We start from the raw sequence: 26,091 nt of genomic DNA on the forward strand, positions 1-26,091 counted from the left end.
TTATGTAATCGATTACCCAATGATAATCAATTTCTTAAAATTAGCAAAGCTAATTTAAATAAAACTTGTAGTTTTATAGGGTTTTAATTAGTCCGTTCATTAATAAAAAATACAAACACATAGGACATCTAATTTATCTACATGAGAAACGTTCTTTTTAATAATGTTATTAAAATTCTGGTTGTGATTATTACCATCAACATCTTGTCTTGTGCTAAGAAAACTGATGTTATAAAATCCAATAGCAACACCTTATGGTATAGGCAACCAGCCAAAAATTGGAATGAAGCTTTACCTATTGGAAATGGACGTATCGGCGGAATGCTTTTTGGAGGAGTCAAAAATGATAGAATTCAGTTAAACGAAGAAACTGTTTGGGCTGGAGAACCTGGAAGCAACATTACCAAAGACCGTTACAAAGATATTGAAAGTTTAAGAACACTTCTTTTTGAAGGAAAGTTTGAAGAGGCGCAACAAAAGGCTCTCGAAGTTTTTCCAAAACAGGCTCCAAATGATAATAACAATGGTATGCCTTACCAAACTGTTGGCAACTTGAATTTGAGTTTTCAAAACCACGAAAATCCAAAAAACTATAAACGCACTCTAGATATAGACAATGCCATTTCTACAATTAGCTATACTATTGATAACGTCAATTTTAAACGCGAATATTTTGTATCCTACCCTGACCAAGTTATGATTATTCGTCTTTCATCAGACGTTGAAAATCAAATAAGCTTTGATATATCAATAGATTCGCCTCAAAAAAAGCATCATATTTCTGTTGAAAATGGTATTTTAAAACTCAACGGAACTGCTGGCAACCATGAAAACAAAACAGGTAAAATCAAGTTCGAAACTTTTGTTTTTCCAAAATTAATAGGTGGAAAACTTGAACAAAACCAAACGTCTCTTTCTGTTAAAAATGCCAACGAAGTATTACTTTTTGTTAGCATCGGTACAAACTTTAAAAACTACAATGATTTAAGTAGCTCAGCTGAAAGAATTGTTAAAGACTATTTAGAAAATTGTAAACTCAAGTCTTTTGAATCTCTAAAAAACACGCATGTTAAAGATTATCAAAACCTTTACAAACGTGTTTCTTTTAATTTAGGAAAAAATGAATCGTCTGAATTACCAACAGATCAGCGTTTGCAAAGTTTTGCAAATTCAAATGACTTGTCGTTAGTTGCTTTGTATTTTCAATTTGGTCGTTATTTACTGATTTCAAGCTCAAGATCAGGTGGACAACCAGCAAATCTTCAAGGAATCTGGAACGACAAATTATCACCTTCTTGGGACAGCAAATACACTGTAAATATTAATACCGAAATGAATTATTGGCCTGCTGAAGTCACTAATCTTTCAGAACTGCACGAGCCTCTTTTTTCAATGTTAAAAGACTTATCTGTAACTGGGCAAGAAAGTGCCAAAAATATGTACCATGCTCGTGGTTGGAATATACATCACAACACAGATATATGGAGAATTTCAGGTATGGTTGATGGTGGATTTTATGGTCTGTGGCCAATGGGAGGAGCTTGGTTGAGTCAACATATATGGCAGCATTATTTGTTTACAGGAGATAAAGAATTTTTAAGGCAAAATTATCCTATTCTAAAAGGAAAGGCACGATTTTATGCAGATGTTTTACAGGAAGAACCTGAACACAATTGGTTAGTGGTTTCTCCATCAATGTCCCCTGAAAACAAATATCTAGATGATGTTGGCATTAGCTACGGAACCACAATGGACAACCAATTGGTCTTTGATGTGTTCAGTAATGTCGAAAATGCATCTAAAATTTTAAATATCGATTCCGAATTTGCAGACTCAATTAGCAAGCTAAAAAAGCGCTTACCTCCTATGCAAATAGGTAAATATGGACAATTACAAGAATGGATAAAAGATTGGGACAATCCAAACAATACACATCGTCATATTTCGCATTTGTACGGTTTATATCCTTCAAACCAAATATCTCCTTTTAAAAACCCTGAATTGTTTAATGCCGCAGAACAAACTTTAGAACAAAGAGGTGATATTTCAACTGGTTGGTCCATGGGATGGAAAGTAAATTTTTGGGCACGAATGCTAAATGGAAACAGAGCATATAAGCTTATAAAAACCCAATTGGCCTTAGTTGAAGATGGTACTAAATCCGGTGGTACATATCCAAATTTATTAGATGCACACCCACCATTTCAAATTGATGGAAATTTTGGTTGTACAGCTGGTATAGCAGAAATGTTGCTTCAATCTCATGACGAAGCTATACACATTTTACCAGCGCTTCCAAGCGAATGGAGCGATGGTGAAATTAAAGGTTTAAAAGCGCGAGGAGGATTTGAAGTTGATATTAAATGGGCTAATAATAAGCTAAGTTCAGTTAAAATAAAATCTGAATTAGGTGGCAATTTAAGAATACGAACTCTTGAAACACTTTTGGGTTCTAACGGAAAGGAATTAACAAAAGCCAAAGGGAAAAACATGAATTCATTTTACCAAACACCAGACATAAAAACACCTTTGGTTTCAAAGGAAATAACCATAAAACAATTAGATTTGCTCAATTATAAGCTTTATGACATTGAAACTGAGAAAGGCAAGGTTTATGAATTCAAGGTTAAAACGTTAAACTAATGAAAAAAAAGACTACGATTTACGATATAGCCAAGGAGGTTGGACTTACAGCTGCAACTGTATCTAGAGCCTTAAATAACAATCCAAAAATTAGTGAGAAGACACGAAAGTTAGTTCAAGAAACTGCTCAAAAAATGAACTATGAGCAAAACACACTTGCTAAAGCGTTAAAAAGTGGAAAAAGCTATAATGTTGGTGTTATTGTTCCTCGTATGGATAGTAACTTCTTTGCGTCCGTAATTAGAGGTATTGAAGAAGAATTGTATCCAAAAGGTTATCATGTCATTGTCTGCCAAACACACGACCAAGAAAACTTGGAAACAGGTAATATTAACTCATTATTAAATGCTCAAGTTGATGGTATCTTAATGTCTATTTCTAATGCTAAATCAAAAAGTAATGTATTTCATAACATTGCTCAAAAAAAAGTACCGTTAATCTTCTTCGATAGAAAAAAAGAAATTCCTGGTGTTAGTTCTGTAACCATTGATGACTTCAATGGTGCTTACCAAGCTACCAAACACCTCATAGAGCAAGGTTGTAAGCGTATCGCTCATCTTTCTAATAATAGGTCGCTAGAGATCTTTAAAAATCGTTATTTAGGCTACAAACAAGCGATTATAGATCATGGATTAGAGTTTGATGAAGATTTAGTTATAGAAACGTTTAGTAAGGTTTCTGAAGGTAGAAAAACGGTAAAAAAGCTACTAAAAATGAAGAATCCGCCTGATGCTATATTTTCTTCTTCAGATTTTAGTGCACTTGGTGCCATACAAGAAATAAAAGATCAAGGTTTAAGTATTCCTGAAGATATTAGTGTTGTTGGATTCAGTAACGAGCCTTTTACCAAATTTATGGAACTTTCTATTACTTCTGTCGATCAGTCACCTATTGAAATGGGTAGGATTGCCGCTAAAGTATTTTTAAAAGAAGTGGACAGTAAAACACTTAACAAGGAAAGCGAAAAAATCGTACTTCAGCCAGAATTAATCATCAGAGATTCTTCACTTAAAGTGAAAAGTGAAGCTTCTGCTTAACTCTAGCTGAAAACTTAATTTTATAAAGACACACCTCGTTTCCAAGGAATAAAATCATCTTGATTTAAGATACTTGCTTTAGATTTTATGGTACCACTAGCCACATCAATGATGTACTGAAGCATCGTCTCTGCCATCTCCTCTATAGTCTTTTCGCCTTTAATAACATCTCCAGTATCTACATCAATAATATCGCTCATTTTTGCTGCTAACTCCGAATTTGAAGATACTTTTATCACTGGTGTAATCGGGTTTCCGGTTGGTGTTCCTAAACCTGTTGTAAACAACACAATGTTTGCTCCAGAACCTACCATTGCTGTAGTACTTTCTACATCATTTCCTGGTGTACACAATAAATTAAGACCTGGATTTGTAACATATTCGCCATAATCTAAAACATCAACTACTGGTGACGTACCACCTTTTTTAGCAGCACCTGCAGATTTCATAGCATCAGTAATCAATCCGTCTTTGATGTTTCCTGGCGATGGATTCATATCAAAACCAGAACCAGCATCTACAACGGATTTTTCGAAGGCTTGCATTAAGCTTAAAAACTTATCCGCCTTATCTTCTTCTACACATCGGTTTACCAACTCCTGCTCTACACCACAAAGTTCTGGGAATTCAGCTAAAATTGCTGTTCCTCCAAGTGCTACTAACATATCTGAAGTATAACCTAAAGTTGGGTTTGCTGAAATACCTGAAAAACCATCAGAACCTCCACATTCTAAACCTACTTTAAGCTTCGATAAAGGTGCTGGTTGACGCTCAATTTTATTCGCTTCCTTAATGGCTTCAAACGAGTTTTTTATAATTGCTGTTAGCATTTCATCAACAGTTCCCATTTGTTGTTGCTCGTACATCAACACTGGTTTTTTGTTGTTTGGACTAATCGCTTCTAATGCTTTATTGAAAATATCAATTTGAAGATTTTGACATCCCAAACTTAATACCGTTGCTCCTGCCACATTCGGATTTTTCACATAACCAGCTAACAAACGTGCTAGACTTTCAGAATCTTGACGAATACCACCACAACCTCCAGGATGCGTGATGAATTTCACTTCAATATTATCAAACACATTCGTGGTTTGTTCTGGCTCAACTGCTGTAGTTCCGTTATCTTCATTTACCAACGAACGCAACAACATTCTGTGGCTATTAGACTTTTGAGTCAGAAGTTCTTTTTCAAAAATATCTTTTAGTAGTTCAATATTTCTGTTTTCGCAGAATACCAAAGGAAAAAACAGCCAAACATTGGCTGTACCAACTTGCCCATCTTCTCTATGGTAACCCATGAATGTTTTGTCTTTCCACTTGTCTACATTTGGAACAGACCAACCAATGGTATCAGTTTTTTGAGTGACTTTTGCACTTTGATGTTTTACATTTTCAGTGGTAAGCACATCACCTTTTGCTATAGCTTCACTCGCTTTTCCTACTAAAACTCCGTACATCATAATGCGATCTCCAGCACCAAAATCATTCATCGCGATTTTATGCTTCGCCTTAACATCTGAAATCACTTTGATATCTTGACCTTCAAATGCTATAACGTCTCCAGCTTTTAGGTTGACCAAAGCCACTGCGACATTATCTGTTGGATGTACTTTTATTAACTTCTTCTGCATCACCTCTCGGTTTATTAATCTTATAATTTATTCTTGAAATTTTTCAAACCTTGCTCAACGCCATTAGCTTCAATTTCTTCTAATGCCAATGCAATAGCATCTACAAGGTTGTTTACGTTTGTAAGGTCTTCGTCCCAAAACGTCGTGTTTTGTAATGCTGCTGTAGCAACAGCTTTGTAATCATCAGTTGACCAAATAGTTTTGAAAGCGTTTACAATATCTTCACTATCCTTTATAGGCAATGCTTCATCATTCCATTCGCCTTTATAAAAACGAATTAAACACGCAAAAGCAAAGGTTAAATGCGCTGGTAACTTTTGAAATTTCTCGTTGTATTCCAATAAACTTGGTAATACTCTCACCTTAAATTTTGAAATAGAATTTAAAGCGATATCAGCTAACTTATGCTTGATGAATGGATTTCTAAAACGGTCTAGGATTTCTTCAGCAAAACTGTCTAATTCTGCTTTGTCCATTGGTAACACGTGATTGATTTCATCAAAAATGGCACTGTTTACAAAAGCTCCAGTAAAATCGTTATCAACGGTTTCTTTTACGGTTTCATTTCCATAAAGCAACGAAAATGGTACCATTGATGTGTGCGCACCATTTAAAATACGTACTTTTCTAGTACGATATGGTTGCATATCTTCAACAATTTTTACGTCTAAATCAGTTTTATCGAAAGGCAATTTGGCTTTTAAATCATCGCCTCCTTCAATAACCCAAAGTAGAAATGTTTCAGCCGAAACAATTAAATTGTCTTTATAATCTAACTGCGCGTTATACTCTTCAATTTGGTCTTTTGGATAACCAGGAACAATACGGTCTACCAACGTATTATGGAATGAACACTCTTGCGTTAACCAGGTTTTAAACTCTTCTTCAAGCTTCCAATCTGCACAATACTTTAAAATTATTTCTTTTAAAGTATCAGAATTGTAATTAATTAATTCGCATGGAATAATTGTCAATGCTTTGTCTGAAACACCATTGAAATGCTTGAAACGCTCATACAATAGCACAGTAAGCTTTGCTGGAAATGAACTTGGTGGTTGCATTTCTAAAGTATCACTTTCTACATAAGCGATGCCAGCTTCAGTTGTGTTAGATATAATAAATTGTAACTCTTCTTCTTTCGCCAAGTCTAAATATTGTTGAAAATTGGCATACGGATTTACACCTTTCACAATATTTGTGATGAGTTCTTTCGTCTGAATTTCTTCACCTTTTTGAATTCCTTTTAAGAACAATGTATATAGTCCGTCTTGGTCATTCAACATATCAACCATACCTCTATCAATAGGTTGCACGACAGCAACACCAGCATTGAAATCAGCGTTTTGATTTAATTTTTGAAATGCATACTCTACAAAGGCTCTTAAAAAATTACCTTCTCCAAATTGTACGACTTTTATCGGTGATTTTTTTTCTAATCCTAAATTAGATCTATTTAATTTTTTATCTACAGTCACTGACATTTTAATCTATTTTAAAGGTTGAAAACACTTGGCAACCAAAGTGTTAATTGTGGGAAATATGTTACTAAAAATAAAGCTACTACCATAGCTAAAAACAATGGTAGCAATGGTTTCATTACTTTTTGAATTGTAGTTTCTGCAACACCAACACCGACAAAGAGGACGGAGCCTACAGGTGGTGTACAGAGCCCAATACATAAATTTAAAACCATGATGATACCGAATTGTATAGGATCCATACCTAGACCTTCTACTACTGGTAAAAATATTGGTGTAAAGATTAATACTGCTGGAGTCATATCCATAAATATGCCCACAAACAATAAAATTAGATTGATGATTAATAATATGATGATTGGATTATCACTTATTGCTAATAATGAAGCACTGATACTCTGCGGAATATTCTCAAAAGACATTACCCAAGACATACTCATTGATGCACCAATTAATAGCATTACAACTGCTGTTGTAGATGCAGAGTCTAATAAAATTTGAGGTAAGGTTTTAAAACTGATTTCCTTATAAGCAAAACCAAGAATCAAGGTATAAAGTACTGCTATTGCAGAAGCCTCTGTTGCTGTGAAGATTCCTGTTACAATTCCACCGATTACAATTATCAATAAAAATAAACTAGGTACTGCATCAATAAATGTCTTAAAAACATCTTTTAAAGAACTACGCTTTCCTAATTTATATTTTTTCTTTTTAGCCCAAAACATAGCCACCAGCATTAAAAACAATCCTGTAATGATACCAGGAATGTAACCTGCTAAGAATAATGCAGCAATAGAAACACCACCACTAGCTAAGGAATATACAATAAGTACATTACTTGGCGGAATGATTAATCCTGTTGTTGCAGAAGTAATATTAACTGCAGCTCCAAACTCTTTGGAATAGCCTTCTTTTTCCATTTCAGGACCAAGAATACTTCCCATTGCAGAAGCTGATGCCATTGCAGAACCTGCAATAGCTCCCATTAACATTGCACCTATGACATTTATTAAGGCTAATCCACCTGGTAAAGAACCTACAAGTGTCTTGGCAAAAGCTATGAGTCGGTGTGCAATACCACCTTTATTCATCAATTGTCCTGAGAGGATAAAAAACGGTATAGCAAGCAAGGCAAAACTATCTAAACCTGTTCCCATACGTTGAGAAACTGTTGTAAAAGCTGGTAAAGCAGGAATACTAACTAACATCGTTAATACAGACGAAATAGAAATACTCCAAGCTACTGGTGTGCCTATTGAAAGCAAACCAACAAAACTTAAAACTAAAACTAAAATTGGGATGTAATCCATGTTATTCGATATTAATGATGTCTGAAATTTTATAGTAAATGATTAGTAATCCACTTACGGGAATTGCTAAATACACAAAGGCTAAAGGAATTTGTAATGCTGGTGATTGCTGATCTAAAACATAGGTAATGTAGACCAATCTGCAACCTCCAATTACCATAGCAAACAATGCAAACAAAATAATAAGCACGTATACGACTAACTTTAGGTATTTTTGTGTCTTATTTGAAGCTTTTTGAGGTAATACATCAATTGCAACATGCATGTTTCTTCCTGAAACATAAGCTGCACCCAGAATACCCAGCCAAATCATAAGGTATCTGGCCAACTCATCTGTAAACGAACTTGGCGTACCTACAACAAACCTTGTAAATACTTGCCAAATTACATTGACTACCATAACTCCCATAATAACAATGAGAAGGTTTCCTAAAATCTTATCTATCTTTTTTCTCATTATTAGTTATTCTTTATGCGGTTTATAAGATCTTTCATATCATCATCTTTGCTGTATGCTTCGTAAACTCCTTCTACATCATTTGCAAAGCTAGATTTGTCTGGTCTTACCACAGTTACTCCTGCTTTTTGAACTTCTTCTAAAGCTTCTTTTTCTGCTTCTGCCCATAATTCGCGTTGATAAGATACAGATTGATCTACAGCTTGCTGAAGCCATTTCTTTTGTTGTTCAGATAAACGATCCCAAACATGTGTTCCTATGATTAGTACATCTGGTAAAACGGTATGCTCATCTAACGAATAATATTTACAAACCTCATAGTGTCTGGATAAATAAAAACTTGGAGGGTTATTCTCTGCTCCATCTACAACACCTTGTTGTAAAGATGTGTAAAGCTCTCCCCAAGAAATTGGTGTTGGCGAACCACCTAAACTTTTTACCATATCCATTGCCGTAACACTCTCCATTACTCTAATTTTAAGTCCTTTTAAATCTTCTGGAGAATTAATAGGCTTATCTTTAGTGTAAAAACTTCTGCTACCAGCATCGTAATAACACATTCCTTTAATCCAGTACTTTGTACCTTCGTCTAATAGCTCCTGACCAATTGGTCCGTCTAAAACTTCAAAAGCATGTGCTCTGTCTCTAAATAAATATGGTAAACCGAAAACCTTCATACGTGGTGCAAAATTTTCCATAACACCTACGGAAACTTTTGTCATATCCAAGCTTCCGATTTGAAGCAATTCTATACACTCGCGCTCTGTTCCTAATTGCTGACTTGGGTATATTTCTAACTGCATTTTTCCGCCAGAAATTTCAGCCAAATCCTCTCCCATTTTCACCATGGCTTTGTGCACAGAGTGATTAACGTCTAAGCTATGTGCCAACTTAATAGTTTCTACATCGCTTGTATCGCTACAACTAAATGCGGTAAGCGTCACTGCTATTAAAAGAATAAAATGCTGGAATACGTTCTTCATAATTTCTCTTTTAAATTTTATTCTCTAAAAAATCTTTTCTTACTGGATTAAAAACATCTACCAGCATGCCTTCTTCCAAGCAAACAACACCATGCATAACGTTTGATGGCACAAAAAAAGAATCCCCTTCTTTAAGAATTTTCTTTTTGTCATCAATAGTCACTTCAAATTTACCACTGGAAATATATGTGGTTTGTGTATGAAAATGATTGTGCATTTGACCTACACCATCCTTTTTAAACTTTACATTAACCATCATCATTGTATCATCATAACCAACAATTTGACGGCTAATTTTATCATCTAAAACTTCCCACTCTATCTTGTCTTGCTCAAAAAAAACAGCTTCGTCAGACATGCGTTTCTAATTAAAAATTAAAATATTCTTTAGCATTAAAATAACTGATGTCTGAAACGATTTTACCAATCCATTCCAGCTCCTCTTTTGGCAACTCACCACGTTGAATTTCGTCTCCTAAAAGATTACAAAGCAAACGTCTGAAATACTCGTGCCTTGGGAATGACAAAAAGCTACGCGAATCGGTAAGCATACCAATAAAGCAGCTAATTAATCCCATATTAGACAAGGCATTCATTTGCTTGGTCATACCATCTTTTTGGTCTAAAAACCACCAACCAGAACCAAACTGAACTTTTCCTTTTACACTACCATCGTTAAAGTTACCTATCATGGTCGCCATAACTTCGTTGTCAGCAGGATTTAAGTTATAAATTATGGTTTTTGTGAGTTTATCTTTTCCGTCTAATGCATTTAAAAATGCAGATAATTTTTCAGCTTGCGGATAATCTCCAATAGAATCCCAACCTGTATCTGGTCCGAGAATACTATGCATACGTGCATTATTATTTCTTAATGCTCCTAAATGAAATTGTTGTACCCAGCCAAATTCATGATACGTTTCTGACAGGTATAAAAGAATAGCTGTTTCAAACTTAAGCACCTCATCTTTTGACAATATCTCGCCTGCTCTTTTCTTCTTGAAAATCGTTTTAACTTCATTATCTGTATAGCCAACAAAAGAAATTTGATTTAAACCATGATCACACAATCTACATCCATTATTATTGAAGTATTCAATTCTACTGCGTAATGCGTCTTTTAAATCTTGATAGTTAGAAATATCTTTATCGGCCGCTTTTGCTAAAGCATCCATATAATCATTATAACCTTCACTTGCTATTAGGATAGCTTTATCTGGTCTAAACGCTGTACTTACTTTGATTTCAAAATCACTTTTAGCAAGTGCTTGATGATGCTCTAGTGTATCAATTGGATCTTCGGTGGTACAAACCAATTCGGCATTAACCTTGCGAAGTAAATTTCTACAACTGTAATCTGAAGAACTTAATTGCTCTGAAGTAGATTCATAAATTCTTTCAGCTGTTTTTTCATTTAGTAAATCGGTTGCATTGAAGTACCTTGTTAATTCTAAATGTGTCCAATGATATAATGGGTTACGCATTGTATAAGGTACTGTTTTTGCCCAATGCATAAACTTGTCCTTATCTGAAGCATCACCTGTAATAAATTTTTCTTTAATACCTAAAGTACGCATGGCTCTCCACTTATAATGGTCACCATTGATCCATACTTTGGTAAGATTATTATACACTTTATCCTCTAAAATTTCTTGAGGAGGTAAGTGATTATGATAATCTATTATAGGTTGATTTTTTGAATAGTTATGATATAACTCTTCAGCATATTTATTTTCTAAAAGAAAATTATCGTGTATAAACTGTTTCATCTATTTTGAAAATTTATCGACCCATCCAACCGCCATCTACGGTTAAAATTGAGCCACTCATATAGTCGCTTGCTTCTGAAGCCAAAAAAACTATAGGTCCTTTAAAATCTTTTGGTGTTCCCCATCTTCCTGCAGGAATTCTTGCTAAAATGGATTGACTTCTGTCTTCGTCGTTGCGCAACGCTTCGGTATTATCTGTTGCGATATAACCTGGTGCAATAGCATTAACCTGTACATTTTTTGAAGCCCATTCGTTAGAAAGTGCCATCGTTAACTGACCAATAGCACCTTTTGAAGCCGCATAACCTGGAACTGTAATTCCGCCTTGAAAAGTCAGTAATGATGCTGTAAAAATAATCTTACCAGAACCATTAGAAACCATATCTTTTCCTATTTCTCTACTTAATACAAATTGCGCATTTAAGTTTACCTCAATCACTTTATCCCAATACTCATCAGGATGTTCAGCTGCTGGTTTTCTTAAAATAGTGCCTGCGTTATTAACTAAAATATCTATTTTAGAGTGGTCTGATTTTACAGCCTTTATAAAGCTATATAATGAATCTCTACTTGAAAAATCACATTGATAAGCTGAGAACTTTTTCCCTAGCTCTTCAACACGTTGTTCTATTGCAGAACCTTCTTTTTCCAGAGATGCTGACACACCAATAATATCTGCGCCAGCTTCTGCTAAAGCTTCTGCCATAGCAAAGCCAATACCTCTTTTACAGCCAGTCACCAATGCTGTTTTTCCGGTTAAATCGAACATAAATATATGCTTATCTTAATTCGTTGATTTTACAAACATCCATATCTCCGTAATCTAGGTTCTCACCTGCCATTCCCCAAATAAAAGAATAGCTAGCAGTACCAGAACCAGAATGTATAGACCAAGGTGGTGAGATTACAGCTTCTTCGTTACCCATCCAGATATGTCTTGTTTCTTGAGGTTCACCCATAAAATGACTTACCGCCTGATCTTCTGGAACTTCAAAGTAAAAGTATACTTCCATTCTACGATCGTGCACATGAGCTGGCATAGTATTCCAGCTACTACCTGTTTTTATGGTTGTCATTCCCATTTGTAATTGACATACATCAACAACACTATTTACAATGTATTTTCTAAGTGTTCTGGCATTAGCTGTTTCTGCAGAACCTAATTCTATAACCTCAACATCATTAATCCCAATTTTTTTGTTTGGAAATTTTTTGTGAGCAGGTGTAGAGTTTAAATAAAATTTTGCAGGATTACTTCCGTCTTTACTAGAAAACTCAACTTCCTTATTACCTTGACCCAGATATAAAGCTTCTTTGTGACCTAATTCGTACGCTGTACCATCTACATTTACATCTCCAGATTCACCAACATTGATGATTCCTAATTCTCTTCGTTCTAGAAAAAAAGGAGCTTTTAGAGGGTCTATAGTTTCTAATTTTATTTTCTTATTAACTGGAACAAGCCCTGCAACCATAAATCTATCATAATGCGAATAAACCCATCTTAATTCATCGGTTTTCATTACCTTTTCAATTAAGAATTCATCTCTTAATTCTTGAGTATCGTACTTTTTTACAGCTTGCGGACTAGACGCGTATCTTGTATCGTATTTTGACATAATTTTATTTTAATTGTAATCGATTACACAAATATATAAATAATTATGTAAACTGCTATTTTCGGATTATGAATTTGTTAAAATAGTAATTGTTTTTTTGATAATTTAATGAAATACATGATTATTTCAATTTATATTTTATCACACCTAAAATAAAAAATATTTTATTCCCATAATTTAATTAGAAAAAAAATCAATAAATGTCCACATTTGTACATTTACCTCTAAAATAAAAAACACTTTTTTTAAATATTGCTTTTTTTTATAACAACACTGATGACAACAAATAAAAAAGCCCTCTCACTTCAAAAGACTCTATTTTACTTTTTTATAATTAAAGTCAGTTATTTAAAAAAATGTTAGGATATCTGTTATTTATTTTAAATATTTGTTTGACATTTATGAAAAAACAAACCATTAATATCATTTCTATTATAATTATTGTGATTATTTCGCAATGATAGGATGGTGTTATTAAATAAATCGCAAAAATGCCTTCCTGTAATTTGGAAGGCATTTTTTTATGAATTAATATTATGTACAAAAAGGAAGATAGCATCGTATTTCACAATGGAGAGTTTATTAATGCCTATGATGTCTTAATAAACCCTTACAGCCAAAGTCTTCACTATGGTAATGGAATTTTTGAAGGAATCAGATCATACAAAACAGCCAATGGAGCTCGAATTTTTAAAGCTTTAGAGCATTACGAACGATTGTGCTATGGCGCAAAAGCCATGCATATTCCTGTAAATTATTCAGTAGAAGAGCTCATTGAAATAACCTATAGTTTATTGAAAAAAAACAACCTGGAAGATGCATACATAAGACCGCTCCTTACAACAGGTGCTGATATGAGCTTACTTAGTTCTAAAGAAAGCTTTTTAACCATTCAATGTTGGGAATGGGGAAAATATATGGGTGATAAATTATTAAAGGTAAAAACTTCACAATACCAAAGACCAAACCCAAAATCTTGCATTGTTGATGCTAAAGTGACTGGCCACTATACTAATTCAATATTAGCAACTAATGAAGCCAAAAATGGTGGCTACGATGAAGCATTGCTTTTAGATATGAATGGCTATGTAGCAGAGTGTTCAGGCGCCAACGTTTTTATTGAAAAAGACAACGTACTATATACTCCTCCCAAAGGCAATATTATGCCTGGCATTACCAGACAAACAGTAATGGATATTTGTAAAGAAGAAGGGATTGAAGTGGTAGAAAAATATTTCACATTAGAAGAATTAAAAGAAGCAGATAGTGCTTTTTTTACAGGAACAGCAGCCGAAGTGGTAGGTTTGCAATCTATTGACGATTATCTGTTTCCTAAAAAATGGGAAACAACCCATGGCTATAATTTAATGCACTTGTATAAAAATGAAGTTTTGGAAACCAGAAAAACTAGTACAACTTTATGAGTCGACTAAATAAATACAGTAAAACAGTAACACAAGATCCAACGCAACCAGCAGCACAAGCAATGTTGCATGCTATTGGATTAACCAAAGAAGATTTTTATAAACCCATTATAGGTATCGCAAGTACAGGTTACGAAGGTAATCCATGTAATATGCATTTAAATGACTTAGCAAAACTCGCTAAGCAAGGCACAAAAAATAAAGATGTTGTAGGCTTAATTTTTAATACCATTGGTGTAAGTGACGGAATTTCCATGGGTACACCAGGTATGCGTTATTCTTTACCGTCACGAGATATTATTGCAGATTCTATGGAAACCGTTGTGCAAGCCATGAGTTACGACGGACTAATTACCGTAGTTGGTTGTGACAAAAATATGCCAGGAGCATTAATGGCGATGATTCGTTTAGATAGACCAAGTATTTTAGTCTATGGTGGAACCATTGATTCTGGTTGTCATAACGGAAAAAAACTAGACGTCGTTTCTGCTTTCGAAGCTTGGGGAAGCAAAGTCGCTGGTACTATGAATGAAAGCGAATATCAAAATATAGTTGAAAAAGCTTGTCCTGGCGCTGGTGCTTGTGGCGGAATGTATACTGCAAATACGATGGCGTCAGCAATTGAGGCTTTAGGAATGGCCTTACCTTTCAACTCATCAAATCCAGCAACTGGCGAAGAGAAAAAACAAGAAGCCATAAAAGCTGGCGAATCGATGCGATTGCTAATCGAAAAAGATATTAAACCAAGCGATATCATTACACGCAAATCTTTAGAAAATGCTATTCGTTTGGTGACTATTTTAGGCGGATCGACAAATGCAGTGCTTCACTTTTTAGCAATTGCACGAGCGGCAAATATAGATTTCACTTTAAAAGATTTTCAAAATATTAGTGACAACACACCATTTTTAGCCGATTTAAAACCTAGCGGAAAATATCTAATGGAAGACGTGCATCGCGTTGGTGGTATTCCTGCAGTTTTAAAATATCTATTGAAAAAAGGCTTAATTCATGGTGACTGTTTAACTGTAACTGGAAAAACATTAGCTGAAAATTTATTAGACGTTGATGATTTAACCGAAGGTCAAGACGTGATAAAACCAATCGAAGAGCCTATAAAAATCTCAGGTCACTTGCGTATGTTGTACGGCAACTTAGCTGAAGATGGAAGTGTTGCAAAAATCACAGGAAAAGAAGGATTACGCTTTCGCGGAAAAGCAAAAGTGTTTGAAGGCGAATACGCAGCAAACGATGGTATTAGAGATGGTAAAGTAGAAAAAGGTGATGTGGTTGTTATTAGATACGAAGGGCCAAAAGGCGGACCAGGAATGCCAGAAATGCTTAAGCCAACTGCAGCCATTATGGGTGCAGGTTTGGGTAAAGATGTAGCTTTAATTACAGATGGACGTTTTTCTGGTGGAACACATGGTTTTGTAGTTGGTCACATTACGCCAGAAGCTCAAGATGGTGGTACAATTGCATTAGTTAAAGATGGCGATTTTATCACAATAGATGCTGAAACCAATACCATTCAACTAGAAGTTTCAGAAGAAGAATTATCACAAAGAAAACAATCATGGAAAGCACCAGAATTAAAATTTAATCGTGGTGTCCTTTACAAATATGCTAAAACAGTGTCGTCTGCATCCAAAGGTTGCGTAACCGACGAGTTTTAACAAATTCCTGCGAAAGCAGGAATCTAAAGAGTGATGAACATAAAATAAATTATTAAGACAAAATAAAAAAACTCAAGCAACGCGCGAGAAAACATAAAAATTAAAAAGGTAGGATGAGATTCCTGCCTGCGCAGGAATTTATGGAAACAAAAACAATAAAAAACAACGAGCAATCAACTTCAAAAACTATCCGCATTTCGGGTAGCGAAGCGGTTGTTCGAAGCTTAATAGCAGAAGGTGTAGATGTACTTTATGGTTATCCTGGTGGTGCAATTATGCCTGTTTATGACGAGTTGTATAAATTTCAAAATGAAATTCATCACGTCTTAACACGTCATGAGCAAGGTGCAACGCACGCTGCCCAAGGTTACGCGCGCATTTCAGGTAAAGTTGGTGTTGCTATGGCTACTTCTGGTCCTGGAGCAACCAACCTAATCACAGGTATTGCAGATGCGCAAATAGATAGTACGCCAATGGTATGTATAACAGGTCAAGTTGGCTCGCATTTATTAGGTAGTGACGCCTTTCAAGAAACCGATATCGTTGGTATTTCTACACCTGTGACTAAATGGAACCATCAAGTCACAAAAGCTTCAGAAATTCCTAAAGTCATTGCAAAAGCATTTTACATCGCAAAAAGTGGTCGTCCTGGACCAGTTTTAATAGACATTACTAAGGATGCACAATTTGAAGAATTCGATTTTAAATACGAAAAATGTACAGGAATTAGAAGTTATAAACCAATTCCTGAAACTAATCCAAACACTTTACAAGCTGCAGCAGAATTAATAAATAATGCAAAAAAACCTCTTGTTGTTTGGGGACAAGGTGTGATTTTAGGTGAAGCTGAAGCTGAATTTAAAGCTGTTATTGAAAAAGCAGGTTTACCTTCGGCTTGGACTATTTTAGGTGCTTCGGCAATTCATTCAACGCATCCATTAAATGTTGGCATGGTTGGTATGCACGGTAATTATGCGCCAAATGTGTTGACTAACGAGTGTGATGTTTTAATCGCAATCGGAATGCGTTTTGATGATCGCGTCACAGGAAATTTAGCAACTTATGCTAAACAAGCAAAAGTGATTCATTTTGAAATTGATCCAGCTGAAGTTGATAAAAACGTAAAAGCAGATGTTCCTGTTTTAGGGAATTCAAAAGAGACTTTGGCGGCAATTCTTCCGCTTTTAAAAGAAAATTCACATACAGAATGGCATCAAAAATTTAAAGATTTGTATCAAGTTGAATTTGATAAAGTCATAAAAAACGATTTGCATCCTTCAAAAGATGGCTTGACTATGGGCGAAGTGCTTATAGAGATTAATGTACAAACCAAAGGTGAAGCTGCTATAGTTAGCGATGTTGGTCAGCACCAAATGATTGCTTGTCGTTATGCCGATTTTAACGTCTCTAAAAGTAACATTACGTCTGGCGGATTAGGGACTATGGGATTTGCCTTACCAGCTGCAATTGGTGCAAAAATGGGCGCACCAGAACGTGATGTGGTTATGATTGCTGGTGATGGAGGTTACCAAATGACTATCCAAGAGTTAGGAACCATATTTCAAACTAAAGTACCTGTAAAAATTGTGGTGTTAAATAACAATTTTTTAGGTATGGTAAGACAGTGGCAACAACTGTTTTTTGATAAGCGTTATGCCTCTACAGAAATGGAAAATCCGGATTTTGTAGCAATTGCTAAAGGCTATCATATTAATGCTAAAAGCGTATCTAAAAGAGAAGATTTAGCCCATGCTGTAAAAGAAATGATGGAAACCGAAGGTGCATATTTCTTAGAAGTTATGGTTGAAAAAGAGGATAATGTATTCCCGATGATACCAACAGGTGCAAGTGTTTCAGACGTAAGATTAGAGTAATTATGAGTGAAAATAAATTATATACCGTTTCTATTTATACCGAAAATAATATCGGGTTATTAAATCGTATTTCGGCAATATTTCAACGTAGACACGTCAATATTGAAAGTATAAATTCTTCAGTTTCAGAAATTGAAAATGTGTCTAAATGGACCATAGTAGTGAAGTTAACCGAAGATCAAATGAAAAAAATTATTGGTCAGATTGAAAAACAAGTTGAGGTGATTAAAGCTTATTATCACACCGAAGAAGAAACCATTTATCAAGAGTCTTGTTTGTTCAAAATCAAATCAGATTTATTGTTTGAAGAACGCCAAATTCAAAATATTATTAAAGAAAGTAACGCAAGAATTGTCACTGTAAATAAAGAATTTTTTGTACTTGAAAAATCAGGAAGACGTAGCGAAATAGAATTGTTACACAGAGAATTAAGTGCTTTTGGAATTTTACAATTTACCCGTTCTGGACGAATTGCAGTTACCAAAACACCAATGGAAATAACTAAAATGTTGGAAGCTTTTCAACACTAAAAACAAACTAAAATGGCAAATTATTTTAACACATTACCATTAAGAAAACAATTAGAACAATTAGGGAAATGCAGATTTATGGAAGCTTCAGAATTTGAAGATGGCGTAGCTGCATTAAAAGATAAAAAAATAGTCATCGTAGGTTGTGGCGCACAAGGATTAAACCAAGGATTAAACATGAGAGATTCTGGTTTAGATATTTCTTATGCTCTACGTCAGCAAGCTATTGATGAAAAACGTGCGTCCTACAAAAACGCAACCGATAACGGATTTAATGTTGGGACTTACGAAGACTTAATCCCAGCAGCAGACTTAGTGTTAAACTTAACACCAGATAAACAACATACAGATGTAGTTAACCAAGTGATGCCTTTAATGAAAAAAGGCGCAACGTTAAGCTACTCGCATGGATTTAATATCGTTGAAGAAGGTACACAAATCCGTAAAGATATTACGGTAATTATGGTTGCACCAAAATGTCCAGGAACCGAAGTCCGTGAGGAATACAAGCGTGGTTTTGGTGTGCCAACATTAATTGCAGTCCATCCAGAAAACGATCCAGAAAACAAAGGTTGGTCGCAAGCAAAAGCTTACGCAGTTGCAACAGGTGGCGATAGAGCAGGCGTTTTAGAATCGTCTTTTGTAGCTGAGGTAAAATCTGATTTAATGGGCGAGCAAACCATTTTATGTGGCTTGTTGCAAACTGGTGCAATCTTGTCTTTTGACAAAATGGTTGCAGAAGGAATTGATGCTGGTTATGCTGCAAAATTAATTCAGTTTGGTTGGGAAACTATTACTGAAGCGTTAAAGCATGGTGGCATTACAAACATGATGGATAGATTGTCAAACCCTTCAAAAATTAAAGCTTTTGAATTGTCTGAAGAATTAAAAACCATCATGCGTCCGTTATTCGAAAAACATATGGACGATATCATTTCTGGTCATTTCTCAAAAACTATGATGGAAGATTGGGCAAATGATGATGTAAATCTATTAAAATGGCGAGCTGCAACAGGTGAAACTGCTTTTGAAAAAACCGAATTAACTTCAGATCACATCACAGAACAAGAGTATTTTGATCATGGTGTGTTGTTAGTCGCATTTGTAAAATCTGGAGTAGAACTTGCTTTTGAAACTATGGTAAGCGCAGGAATAATCGAAGATTCTGCTTACTACGAATCGTTACACGAGTTACCACTTATTGCAAACACAATTGCACGTAAAAAGTTGTTTGAAATGAATCGCGTCATTTCTGATACTGCAGAATATGGTTGCTATTTATTTGATCATGCATGTAAACCTTTGCTTGCAGATTTTATGAAAACGGTAGATGCTTCAGTAATAGGGAAGTCTTTTTCAACAAAAACAGGTGTTGATAATATCGAATTAATCAAAGTGAATGATGCTATTAGAAATCATCCTATCGAAACCGTTGGTAAGCGTCTACGTGCCGCAATGACCGCAATGAAAGTGATAAAAACAGAAGAAACTAAAACTCAAGATTCTGTCCTAGCATAATGGAAACACGCACCACATACAAACCATCTTTAAAATCTGTAGAACAAGCCGCAAGTCGACTTGAAGGTATTGCTTCTGTGACACCGCTTATCAACAATATGCAACATTCAAAAAAATATGAGTGTAACATCATGTTCAAAAGAGAAGATTTACAAGAAGTACGCTCGTATAAAATCAGAGGAGCTTATAATAAAATAGCATCCTTAACAGATACCGAAATTGAAAATGGCATTGTATGTGCCAGTGCTGGTAATCATGCCCAAGGTGTCGCCTTATCCTGCAAAATTTTGAAGATTAAAGGCACCATTTTTATGCCTTCCCCAACACCTAACCAAAAAATAGAACAGGTAAAAATGTTTGGTGAAGAATACATAGATGTCATTTTAGTTGGCGATAGTTTTGATGATGCTTACCATGCTGCTATGAAGCAATGCGAAGAGTTAAACAAAGCTTTTATTCATCCCTTCAATGACAAAAAAGTTATAGAAGGGCAAGCTACCGTTGGATTAGAAATTATCGACCAAACTAAAACACATCCTATTCATTATGTCTTTGTTCCTATTGGAGGTGGTGGACTTTCCGCTGGATTGTCTTCAGTTTTCAAAGAACTTTCTCCTCAAACTAAAATTATTGGCGTAGAACCAAAAGGAGCACCTTCAATGTCTACTTCAATAAAAAATAATAGAAACACTGAACTCAATCACATAGAAAATTTTGTTGATGGTGCTGCCGTAAAACGTGTTGGAGATTTAACTTTTGAAATCTGCAAAGAAACGCTTCATGATGTTATTACTGTAGATGAAGGTAAAATCTGTCAGACTATATTAGAGTTATACAACAAGGAAGCTATTGTTGCCGAACCTGCTGGCGCATTGAGTATAGCTGCATTAGATATGTATGAAGATGAAATAAAAGGCAAAAATGTAGTATGCATAATTAGTGGCAGCAATAACGACATAACACGTACTGCCGAAATAAAAGAGCGTGCACTACTCTACTCTAACCTAAAACACTATTTTATTGTAAAGTTTCCGCAACGCGCTGGAGCTTTAAAAGAATTTGTTGTTGAAATCTTAGGACCAAACGATGACATCGCTCATTTTGAATACACAAAAAAATCCAACAGAGATACAGGTTCCGCAGTTGTTGGTATAGAATTAAAATCGCCTGAAGATTTAGAACCCTTAATCACCAAAATGAAACTTCATAAATTCTACGGAGATTATCTAAATAACAAGCCCGATTTATTTCAATTTTTAATATAATTGTTAAAAAAGAACAATAGATGAAAGTCCTCAAGTTCGGTGGCACTTCAGTTGCCAACGCAGAAAACATATCAAAGGTTATAAAGATTCTAGAAAGTGAATCTAAAAAAAATAAGATTGCAGTTGTGGTTTCAGCTTTAGGAGGCACAACAGACATGCTTATTGAAGCCGGAAATCTTGCTACAAACAAAGATGAGAAGTACATAGAAGTATTTCAAAATATTGTCAATCGCCACATTAACACTGTTGAAGAATTAATTGACAACAAAAACAAACAAGCAGCCTTAAATGAAGTTAACACCAAACTTGAAGAATTAAAACAAATTCTTCAAGGGCTTTATCTTATCAACGAATTTTCCAACAAAACCATTGATAAAATTGTAAGTTTTGGCGAACTACTATCTTCATACATCATTTCCGAAGCATTACAACAAACTGTAAAAAACGCCTCCTTAAAAGACAGTAGAGAACTGATTTTAACAGACTCTACATTCACTAATGCAGCCGTAAAAACCAAGGAAACCACAAGTAATATTTCTTCATTTTTCAAAAAGAATAAAGATAAAATTGTTGTGCTACCAGGTTTTGTTTCCAGAAACAAAAACAACGAAACCACAACATTAGGAAGAGGTGGCTCTGACTACACAGCAGCTTTAATTGCCTCAGCTGTTAAAGCAGATGTACTAGAAATTTGGACTGATGTTAGTGGCATGTACACTGCGAATCCTAAACTGGTGAAACAAGCATTTCCGATAGAAGAAATCTCGTATCAGGAAGCCATGGAATTGTCACATTTTGGTGCCAAAGTACTGTATCCACCTACTGTTCAACCAGCCTTGCAGAAAAAGATTCCGATTCTCATAAAGAATACATTTTCACCTGATGAAAAAGGCACTTTAATCACAAAAAAAGGTAAAGACAAAAAGCAACCTGTTAAAGGTATAAGTCATATTGAAAATATAGCTTTATTGACTTTAGAAGGTAACGGTATGGTTGGTGTTCCTGGGTTTTCTAAGCGTTTATTTTCCGCGCTATCAAGAAACAACATCAATGTGGTTTTAATTACCCAAGCGTCATCAGAACATTCTATTTGTGTTGGTGTTTTTAGCTCTGAATCTAAAAAGGCAAAACATATTGTGGATGAAGAATTTGTTTACGAAATTTCTAAAAAGAAAATAAAGCCTTTACTCGTTGAAGATGGCTTAGCCATTGTTGCTGTTGTTGGAGATAACATGAAAAGTCACCAAGGAATTAGTGGCAGAATGTTTAGAGCTCTAGGCAACAACAATGTCAATGTTAGAGCTATTGCTCAAGGCGCTTCTGAGCGAAACATTTCAGCCGTCATTTCTCACAAAGACATAAAAAAAGCACTCACAGCATTACACAATCGCTTTTTTGAAAAACAAATTAAAACACTCAATCTGTTTATTGTCGGTGTTGGAAATGTTGGTGGTATTTTATTGAATCAAATCAAAAAACAACAAGATTATCTTAACGAAAATCTTCTACTTAATGTTAGAGTTGTTGGCATAAGCAACTCAAAAAAAATGATTTTTGAAGAAGAAGGCATTGACCTAAACACTTGGAACGAGCAATTACAAAAAGGCAAAAAACAATCTCATAAATTATTTTTTGACACTATAAAAGAACTCAACCTCAGCAATAGCATTTTTATTGACGTTACAGCAAACGAAGACGTTGCAAAAACTTACAAAAATTATTTAAGAGAAAGTATTTCGGTTATAGCTTGCAACAAAATTGCCTGTTCTTCAAAATATTCAGATTATAAAGAACTGAAGGATTTATCAAGAAAATATAATGCTTCATTTTTATTCGAAACTAATGTTGGCGCAGGTTTACCTGTAATCAACACATTAAACAACCTTATTAACTCAGGTGATAAGGTCACTTCTATTCAGGCCGTTTTATCAGGAAGTCTGAATTTCATATTCAATAATTTTGATGATACGAGTAGTTTTCATGACATCGTAAAACAAGCTCAAGAAGAAGGCTACACAGAGCCTGATCCAAGAATAGATCTCAGTGGTGTAGATGTTGCCAGAAAGATATTAATTCTCGCCAGAGAAGCTGGCTACAAACTCGATTTAAAAGACATTAAAAACCAATCGTTTTTACCTAAAGAAAGTTTAGAAGCTAGGACTGTTGATGATTTCTACAACACCTTAAAAACTGAAGCTTCACACTTTAGCGAACTATACAAATCAGCACAAAACAACAATTGCCAGTTAAAATACGTTGCTGAATTTAACAACGGAAAGGCAAGCGTTGGATTAAAAGAGATTGACAAAGAACATCCTTTTTACAACCTAAAAGGAAAAGACAATATTGTATTATTCTTCACAGAACGATACACAGAACAACCATTAATTATAAAAGGTGCTGGTGCTGGCGCAGAAGTTACAGCCTCTGGTTTATTTGGAGATATTATTACTTTAGGAAGAAATTAAAAAATCATGAATCAAATTAAAGTGTTTTCTCCTGCAACTGTTGCCAATGTATCGTGTGGCTACGACGCTATGGGTTTTGCATTAGAAACTTTAGGAGACGACATGATTTTCACTAAAACAGACAGCAAAGACGTTGTCATTTCTAAAATCGAAGGCGCTAATCTCCCTTATGAAGCCAATAAAAATGTTGCTGGAGTTGTTGCTCTACTCATGCTTAAAGACAGTAAAGCCAACTTCGGATTAGACATTCAAATTTTTAAAAACTTTAAGCCTGGTAGCGGATTAGGAAGTAGTGCTGCAAGTGCTTCAGGTACTGCTTTTGCTGTAAATCAATTATTAGGTAATAAATATTCAAATTTAGAATTAACCCTTTTTGCCATGCAAGGCGAAGTAGCTGCTTGTGGCTCTGCCATTGCAGACAATGTTGCTGCAGCACTTTACGGAGGCTTTATTCTGGTTAAAAACTACGAGCCTTTAGATATTGTTAGCATACCTACACCTACAAATTTGGTTGCTACAATTATCCATCCTCAAATTGAAATAAAGACTGAAGATGCGCGCAAAGTTGTACCAACACAAATCGATTTAAAAACAGCAATTACACAATGGTCTAATGTAGGTGGACTAATCAGCGGTTTACATAGTAATGACTTTGATTTAATTGGTCGTTCTTTGGTTGATTTGGTAGCAGAACCTAACCGAAAAAAATTAATTCCACTTTTTGACGATGTTAAACAATCTGCAATTGCTGCAGGTGCTTTGGGAGCTGGTATTTCTGGCTCTGGACCATCAATTTTCGCACTAAGTAAAAATCTTGAAACTGCCCAAAAAGTTGAAACAGCAATGGATGCCGTTTATAAAAATTCTGGCATAGATTATAGCACTTACGTATCTCATATAAGTAAAACCGGAACACGAATTCAATGACATATTTTAGCCTTAACCATAACGCACCAGAAGTTATATTTGAAGAAGCTGTTGTTAGAGGATTAGCACCTGATAAGGGTTTATATTTTCCAAAGACAATTCAACAATTACCAGAGTCTTTCTTTCAAAATATTGAAAACCTAAGCCATGTTGACATTGCTTTTGAAGCCATTAAACAATTTGTTGGAGATGAAATTCATGAAGAAGATTTAAAATCAATTCTAAAAGATGTTTTAAGTTTTGATTTCCCGTTAGTTGAAATTGATAAAAACATAGCTTCATTAGAATTGTACCACGGACCAACTATGGCATTTAAAGATGTTGGAGCACGTTTTATGGCACGTTGTCTTGGCTATTTCAACAGTAAAAATAAAAACACAAATAAGGTTACGGTTTTGGTAGCCACTTCAGGAGACACTGGTGGTGCTGTTGCTAGTGGTTTTTTAGGTGTAGATGGCGTGGATGTTGTCATCTTATATCCAAGTGGAAAGGTTAGCGATATACAAGAAAAACAACTTACAACGCTTGGCCAAAATATTAAAGCACTTGAAGTTGATGGTGTTTTTGATGATTGCCAAGATATGGTTAAAACTGCATTTTTAGATGAAGACTTAAAAACAGCCAGAACATTGACCTCAGCAAACTCCATAAATATTGCAAGATGGTTACCGCAGATGTTTTATTATTTCTTTGCTTTTAAAACATTAAAACAAAAGGATAAAAAACTAGTTTTCTCGGTACCAAGCGGTAATTACGGAAATATTTGCGCAGGTATGATGGCACAAAAATTAGGCTTACCTATTCATCATTTTGTTACAGGCACAAATGCAAATAACATTGTTCCAGAATATTTAAAAACAGGAAATTACCAAACCAAAGCCTCAGTTGCTACAATTAGCAATGCTATGGATGTTGGTGCGCCAAGTAATTTTATTAGGATTGAAGCACTTCACAACAACAATTTTACGCAATTAAAAGCAAACCTTTCTGGCTTCAGCTACACAGATTCTGAAACTGTTGATGCTATCAATCATTTAAAAACACATCATGATTACATCGCAGATCCTCATGGAGCTATTGGTTATTTAGCACTAAAAAACTACATGACTCAACATCCTGATTCTTATGGTATTTTTTTAGAAACAGCACATCCTATTAAGTTCTTACCAGTAATGCCAGAACAAATAGTAAACAATATGGAAATGCCTTCTCAAATAAAATCTATTCTACACAAAGAAAAGAAGAGCACGATTATCTCAGATTATAAGGAATTAAAAGAATTTTTATTAAAATAAACATTTTTAAAGCCTTCGTATTTAATCATGGTTTAGCATAATGAATTCAACAAAAATAGAGGTTTCCACAATAATGAATTTACAAGATATTTCGGATGTTCCTCACCTATTCTATTAAACTTCAAAACAATATAAACATATTAGAGTATTGGTAATTTGTATTTAGACAGGATTAAATCAAAAT

The 26,091-nt window shown here is 34.8% G+C and carries 20 protein-coding genes; 11 read left to right on the top strand and 9 right to left on the bottom strand.

All coding sequences use genetic code 11. The features are described 5' to 3' along the window. The first annotated feature begins 141 nt into the window (after positions 1-141). Together V1468_RS01440 and V1468_RS01445 are read left to right on the top strand one after the other, a co-directional pair. Entirely contained in the window at positions 142-2,643 is a 2,502-nt protein-coding gene (locus V1468_RS01440; protein ID WP_331808480.1) for a glycoside hydrolase family 95 protein, read from the top strand. Next, complete coding sequence (locus V1468_RS01445; RefSeq protein WP_331808481.1) at positions 2,643-3,680, top strand: LacI family DNA-binding transcriptional regulator; 1,038 nt, start codon at positions 2,643-2,645, stop codon at positions 3,678-3,680. Before V1468_RS01440 ends, V1468_RS01445 begins: the two co-directional genes overlap by 1 nt. Positions 3,681-3,700: 20 nt before the next feature. Here V1468_RS01445 and V1468_RS01450 read toward each other — a convergent pair whose 3' ends face one another. From V1468_RS01450 to kduI, 9 genes are read right to left on the bottom strand one after another with little or no spacing between them, the layout of a single operon-like run. Beyond that, positions 3,701-5,314 (bottom strand): UxaA family hydrolase, encoded by a 1,614-nt coding sequence (locus tag V1468_RS01450; RefSeq protein WP_331808482.1) that lies wholly within the window; start codon positions 5,312-5,314, stop codon positions 3,701-3,703. A 20-nt stretch (positions 5,315-5,334) separates the two neighbouring features. Beyond that, a complete protein-coding gene (locus tag V1468_RS01455; RefSeq protein WP_331808483.1) occupies positions 5,335-6,795 on the bottom strand; it encodes a tagaturonate reductase in 1,461 nt (486 codons plus the stop codon). 11 nt (positions 6,796-6,806) lie between these two features. Beyond that, positions 6,807-8,102, bottom strand: coding sequence for a TRAP transporter large permease (locus tag V1468_RS01460; RefSeq protein WP_299097338.1), 1,296 nt, complete (start codon positions 8,100-8,102; stop codon positions 6,807-6,809). Position 8,103: 1 nt separating this feature from the next. Further along, positions 8,104-8,559, bottom strand: a complete 456-nt coding sequence (locus V1468_RS01465) for a TRAP transporter small permease (RefSeq protein WP_331808484.1) — start codon at positions 8,557-8,559, stop codon at positions 8,104-8,106. 2 nt (positions 8,560-8,561) lie between these two features. Further along, the gene (locus V1468_RS01470; RefSeq protein ID WP_278006254.1) at positions 8,562-9,542 is read right to left on the bottom strand and encodes a TRAP transporter substrate-binding protein; all 981 of its coding nucleotides are present in this window, start codon (positions 9,540-9,542) and stop codon (positions 8,562-8,564) included. A gap of 10 nt (positions 9,543-9,552) precedes the next feature. Then, a complete protein-coding gene (locus V1468_RS01475; protein WP_331808485.1) occupies positions 9,553-9,900 on the bottom strand; it encodes a cupin domain-containing protein in 348 nt (115 codons plus the stop codon). 10 nt (positions 9,901-9,910) lie between these two features. Continuing rightward, positions 9,911-11,311 (bottom strand): glucuronate isomerase, encoded by a 1,401-nt coding sequence (uxaC, locus tag V1468_RS01480; RefSeq protein ID WP_331808486.1) that lies wholly within the window; start codon positions 11,309-11,311, stop codon positions 9,911-9,913. Between the two features lie 13 nt (positions 11,312-11,324). Continuing rightward, positions 11,325-12,080 (bottom strand): SDR family oxidoreductase, encoded by a 756-nt coding sequence (locus tag V1468_RS01485; protein WP_331808487.1) that lies wholly within the window; start codon positions 12,078-12,080, stop codon positions 11,325-11,327. Between the two features lie 10 nt (positions 12,081-12,090). Further along, positions 12,091-12,930, bottom strand: coding sequence for a 5-dehydro-4-deoxy-D-glucuronate isomerase (kduI, locus tag V1468_RS01490; RefSeq protein WP_331808488.1), 840 nt, complete (start codon positions 12,928-12,930; stop codon positions 12,091-12,093). Positions 12,931-13,466: 536 nt separating this feature from the next. Here kduI and V1468_RS01495 point away from each other — a divergent pair. From V1468_RS01495 to thrC, 9 genes are all read left to right on the top strand, one after another. Continuing rightward, a complete protein-coding gene (locus tag V1468_RS01495) occupies positions 13,467-14,354 on the top strand; it encodes a branched-chain amino acid transaminase (protein WP_331808489.1) in 888 nt (295 codons plus the stop codon). Continuing rightward, positions 14,351-16,030 (top strand): dihydroxy-acid dehydratase, encoded by a 1,680-nt coding sequence (gene ilvD, locus V1468_RS01500; protein WP_331808490.1) that lies wholly within the window; start codon positions 14,351-14,353, stop codon positions 16,028-16,030. Before V1468_RS01495 ends, ilvD begins: the two co-directional genes overlap by 4 nt. A 140-nt stretch (positions 16,031-16,170) precedes the next feature. Beyond that, positions 16,171-17,904 carry a biosynthetic-type acetolactate synthase large subunit gene (ilvB, locus tag V1468_RS01505; protein WP_331809334.1) on the top strand — a complete coding sequence of 578 codons (1,734 nt, stop codon included), beginning with the start codon at positions 16,171-16,173 and terminating at the stop codon, positions 17,902-17,904. Positions 17,905-17,906: 2 nt separating this feature from the next. Next, positions 17,907-18,434: an acetolactate synthase small subunit gene (ilvN, locus tag V1468_RS01510; RefSeq protein WP_331808491.1), complete on the top strand. Its 528-nt coding sequence runs from the start codon at positions 17,907-17,909 to the stop codon at positions 18,432-18,434. A gap of 12 nt (positions 18,435-18,446) precedes the next feature. Then, the gene (ilvC, locus tag V1468_RS01515) at positions 18,447-19,952 is read left to right on the top strand and encodes a ketol-acid reductoisomerase (RefSeq protein ID WP_331808492.1); all 1,506 of its coding nucleotides are present in this window, start codon (positions 18,447-18,449) and stop codon (positions 19,950-19,952) included. Continuing rightward, entirely contained in the window at positions 19,952-21,217 is a 1,266-nt protein-coding gene (gene ilvA / locus V1468_RS01520) for a threonine ammonia-lyase IlvA (RefSeq protein WP_331808493.1), read from the top strand. The genes ilvC and ilvA overlap by 1 nt, the downstream gene beginning before the upstream one ends. Before the next feature lie 20 nt (positions 21,218-21,237). Next, the gene (thrA, locus tag V1468_RS01525; protein WP_331808494.1) at positions 21,238-23,685 is read left to right on the top strand and encodes a bifunctional aspartate kinase/homoserine dehydrogenase I; all 2,448 of its coding nucleotides are present in this window, start codon (positions 21,238-21,240) and stop codon (positions 23,683-23,685) included. 6 nt (positions 23,686-23,691) lie between these two features. Continuing rightward, a complete protein-coding gene (locus V1468_RS01530; protein WP_331808495.1) occupies positions 23,692-24,612 on the top strand; it encodes a homoserine kinase in 921 nt (306 codons plus the stop codon). Beyond that, on the top strand, positions 24,609-25,907 hold the full coding sequence (gene thrC / locus V1468_RS01535) for a threonine synthase (RefSeq protein ID WP_331808496.1): 1,299 nt from the start codon (positions 24,609-24,611) through the stop codon (positions 25,905-25,907). Before V1468_RS01530 ends, thrC begins: the two co-directional genes overlap by 4 nt. Positions 25,908-26,091 lie beyond the last annotated feature (184 nt).

Source organism: Winogradskyella poriferorum, from assembly GCF_036553625.1.
Taxonomy (GTDB): domain Bacteria; phylum Bacteroidota; class Bacteroidia; order Flavobacteriales; family Flavobacteriaceae; genus Winogradskyella; species Winogradskyella poriferorum.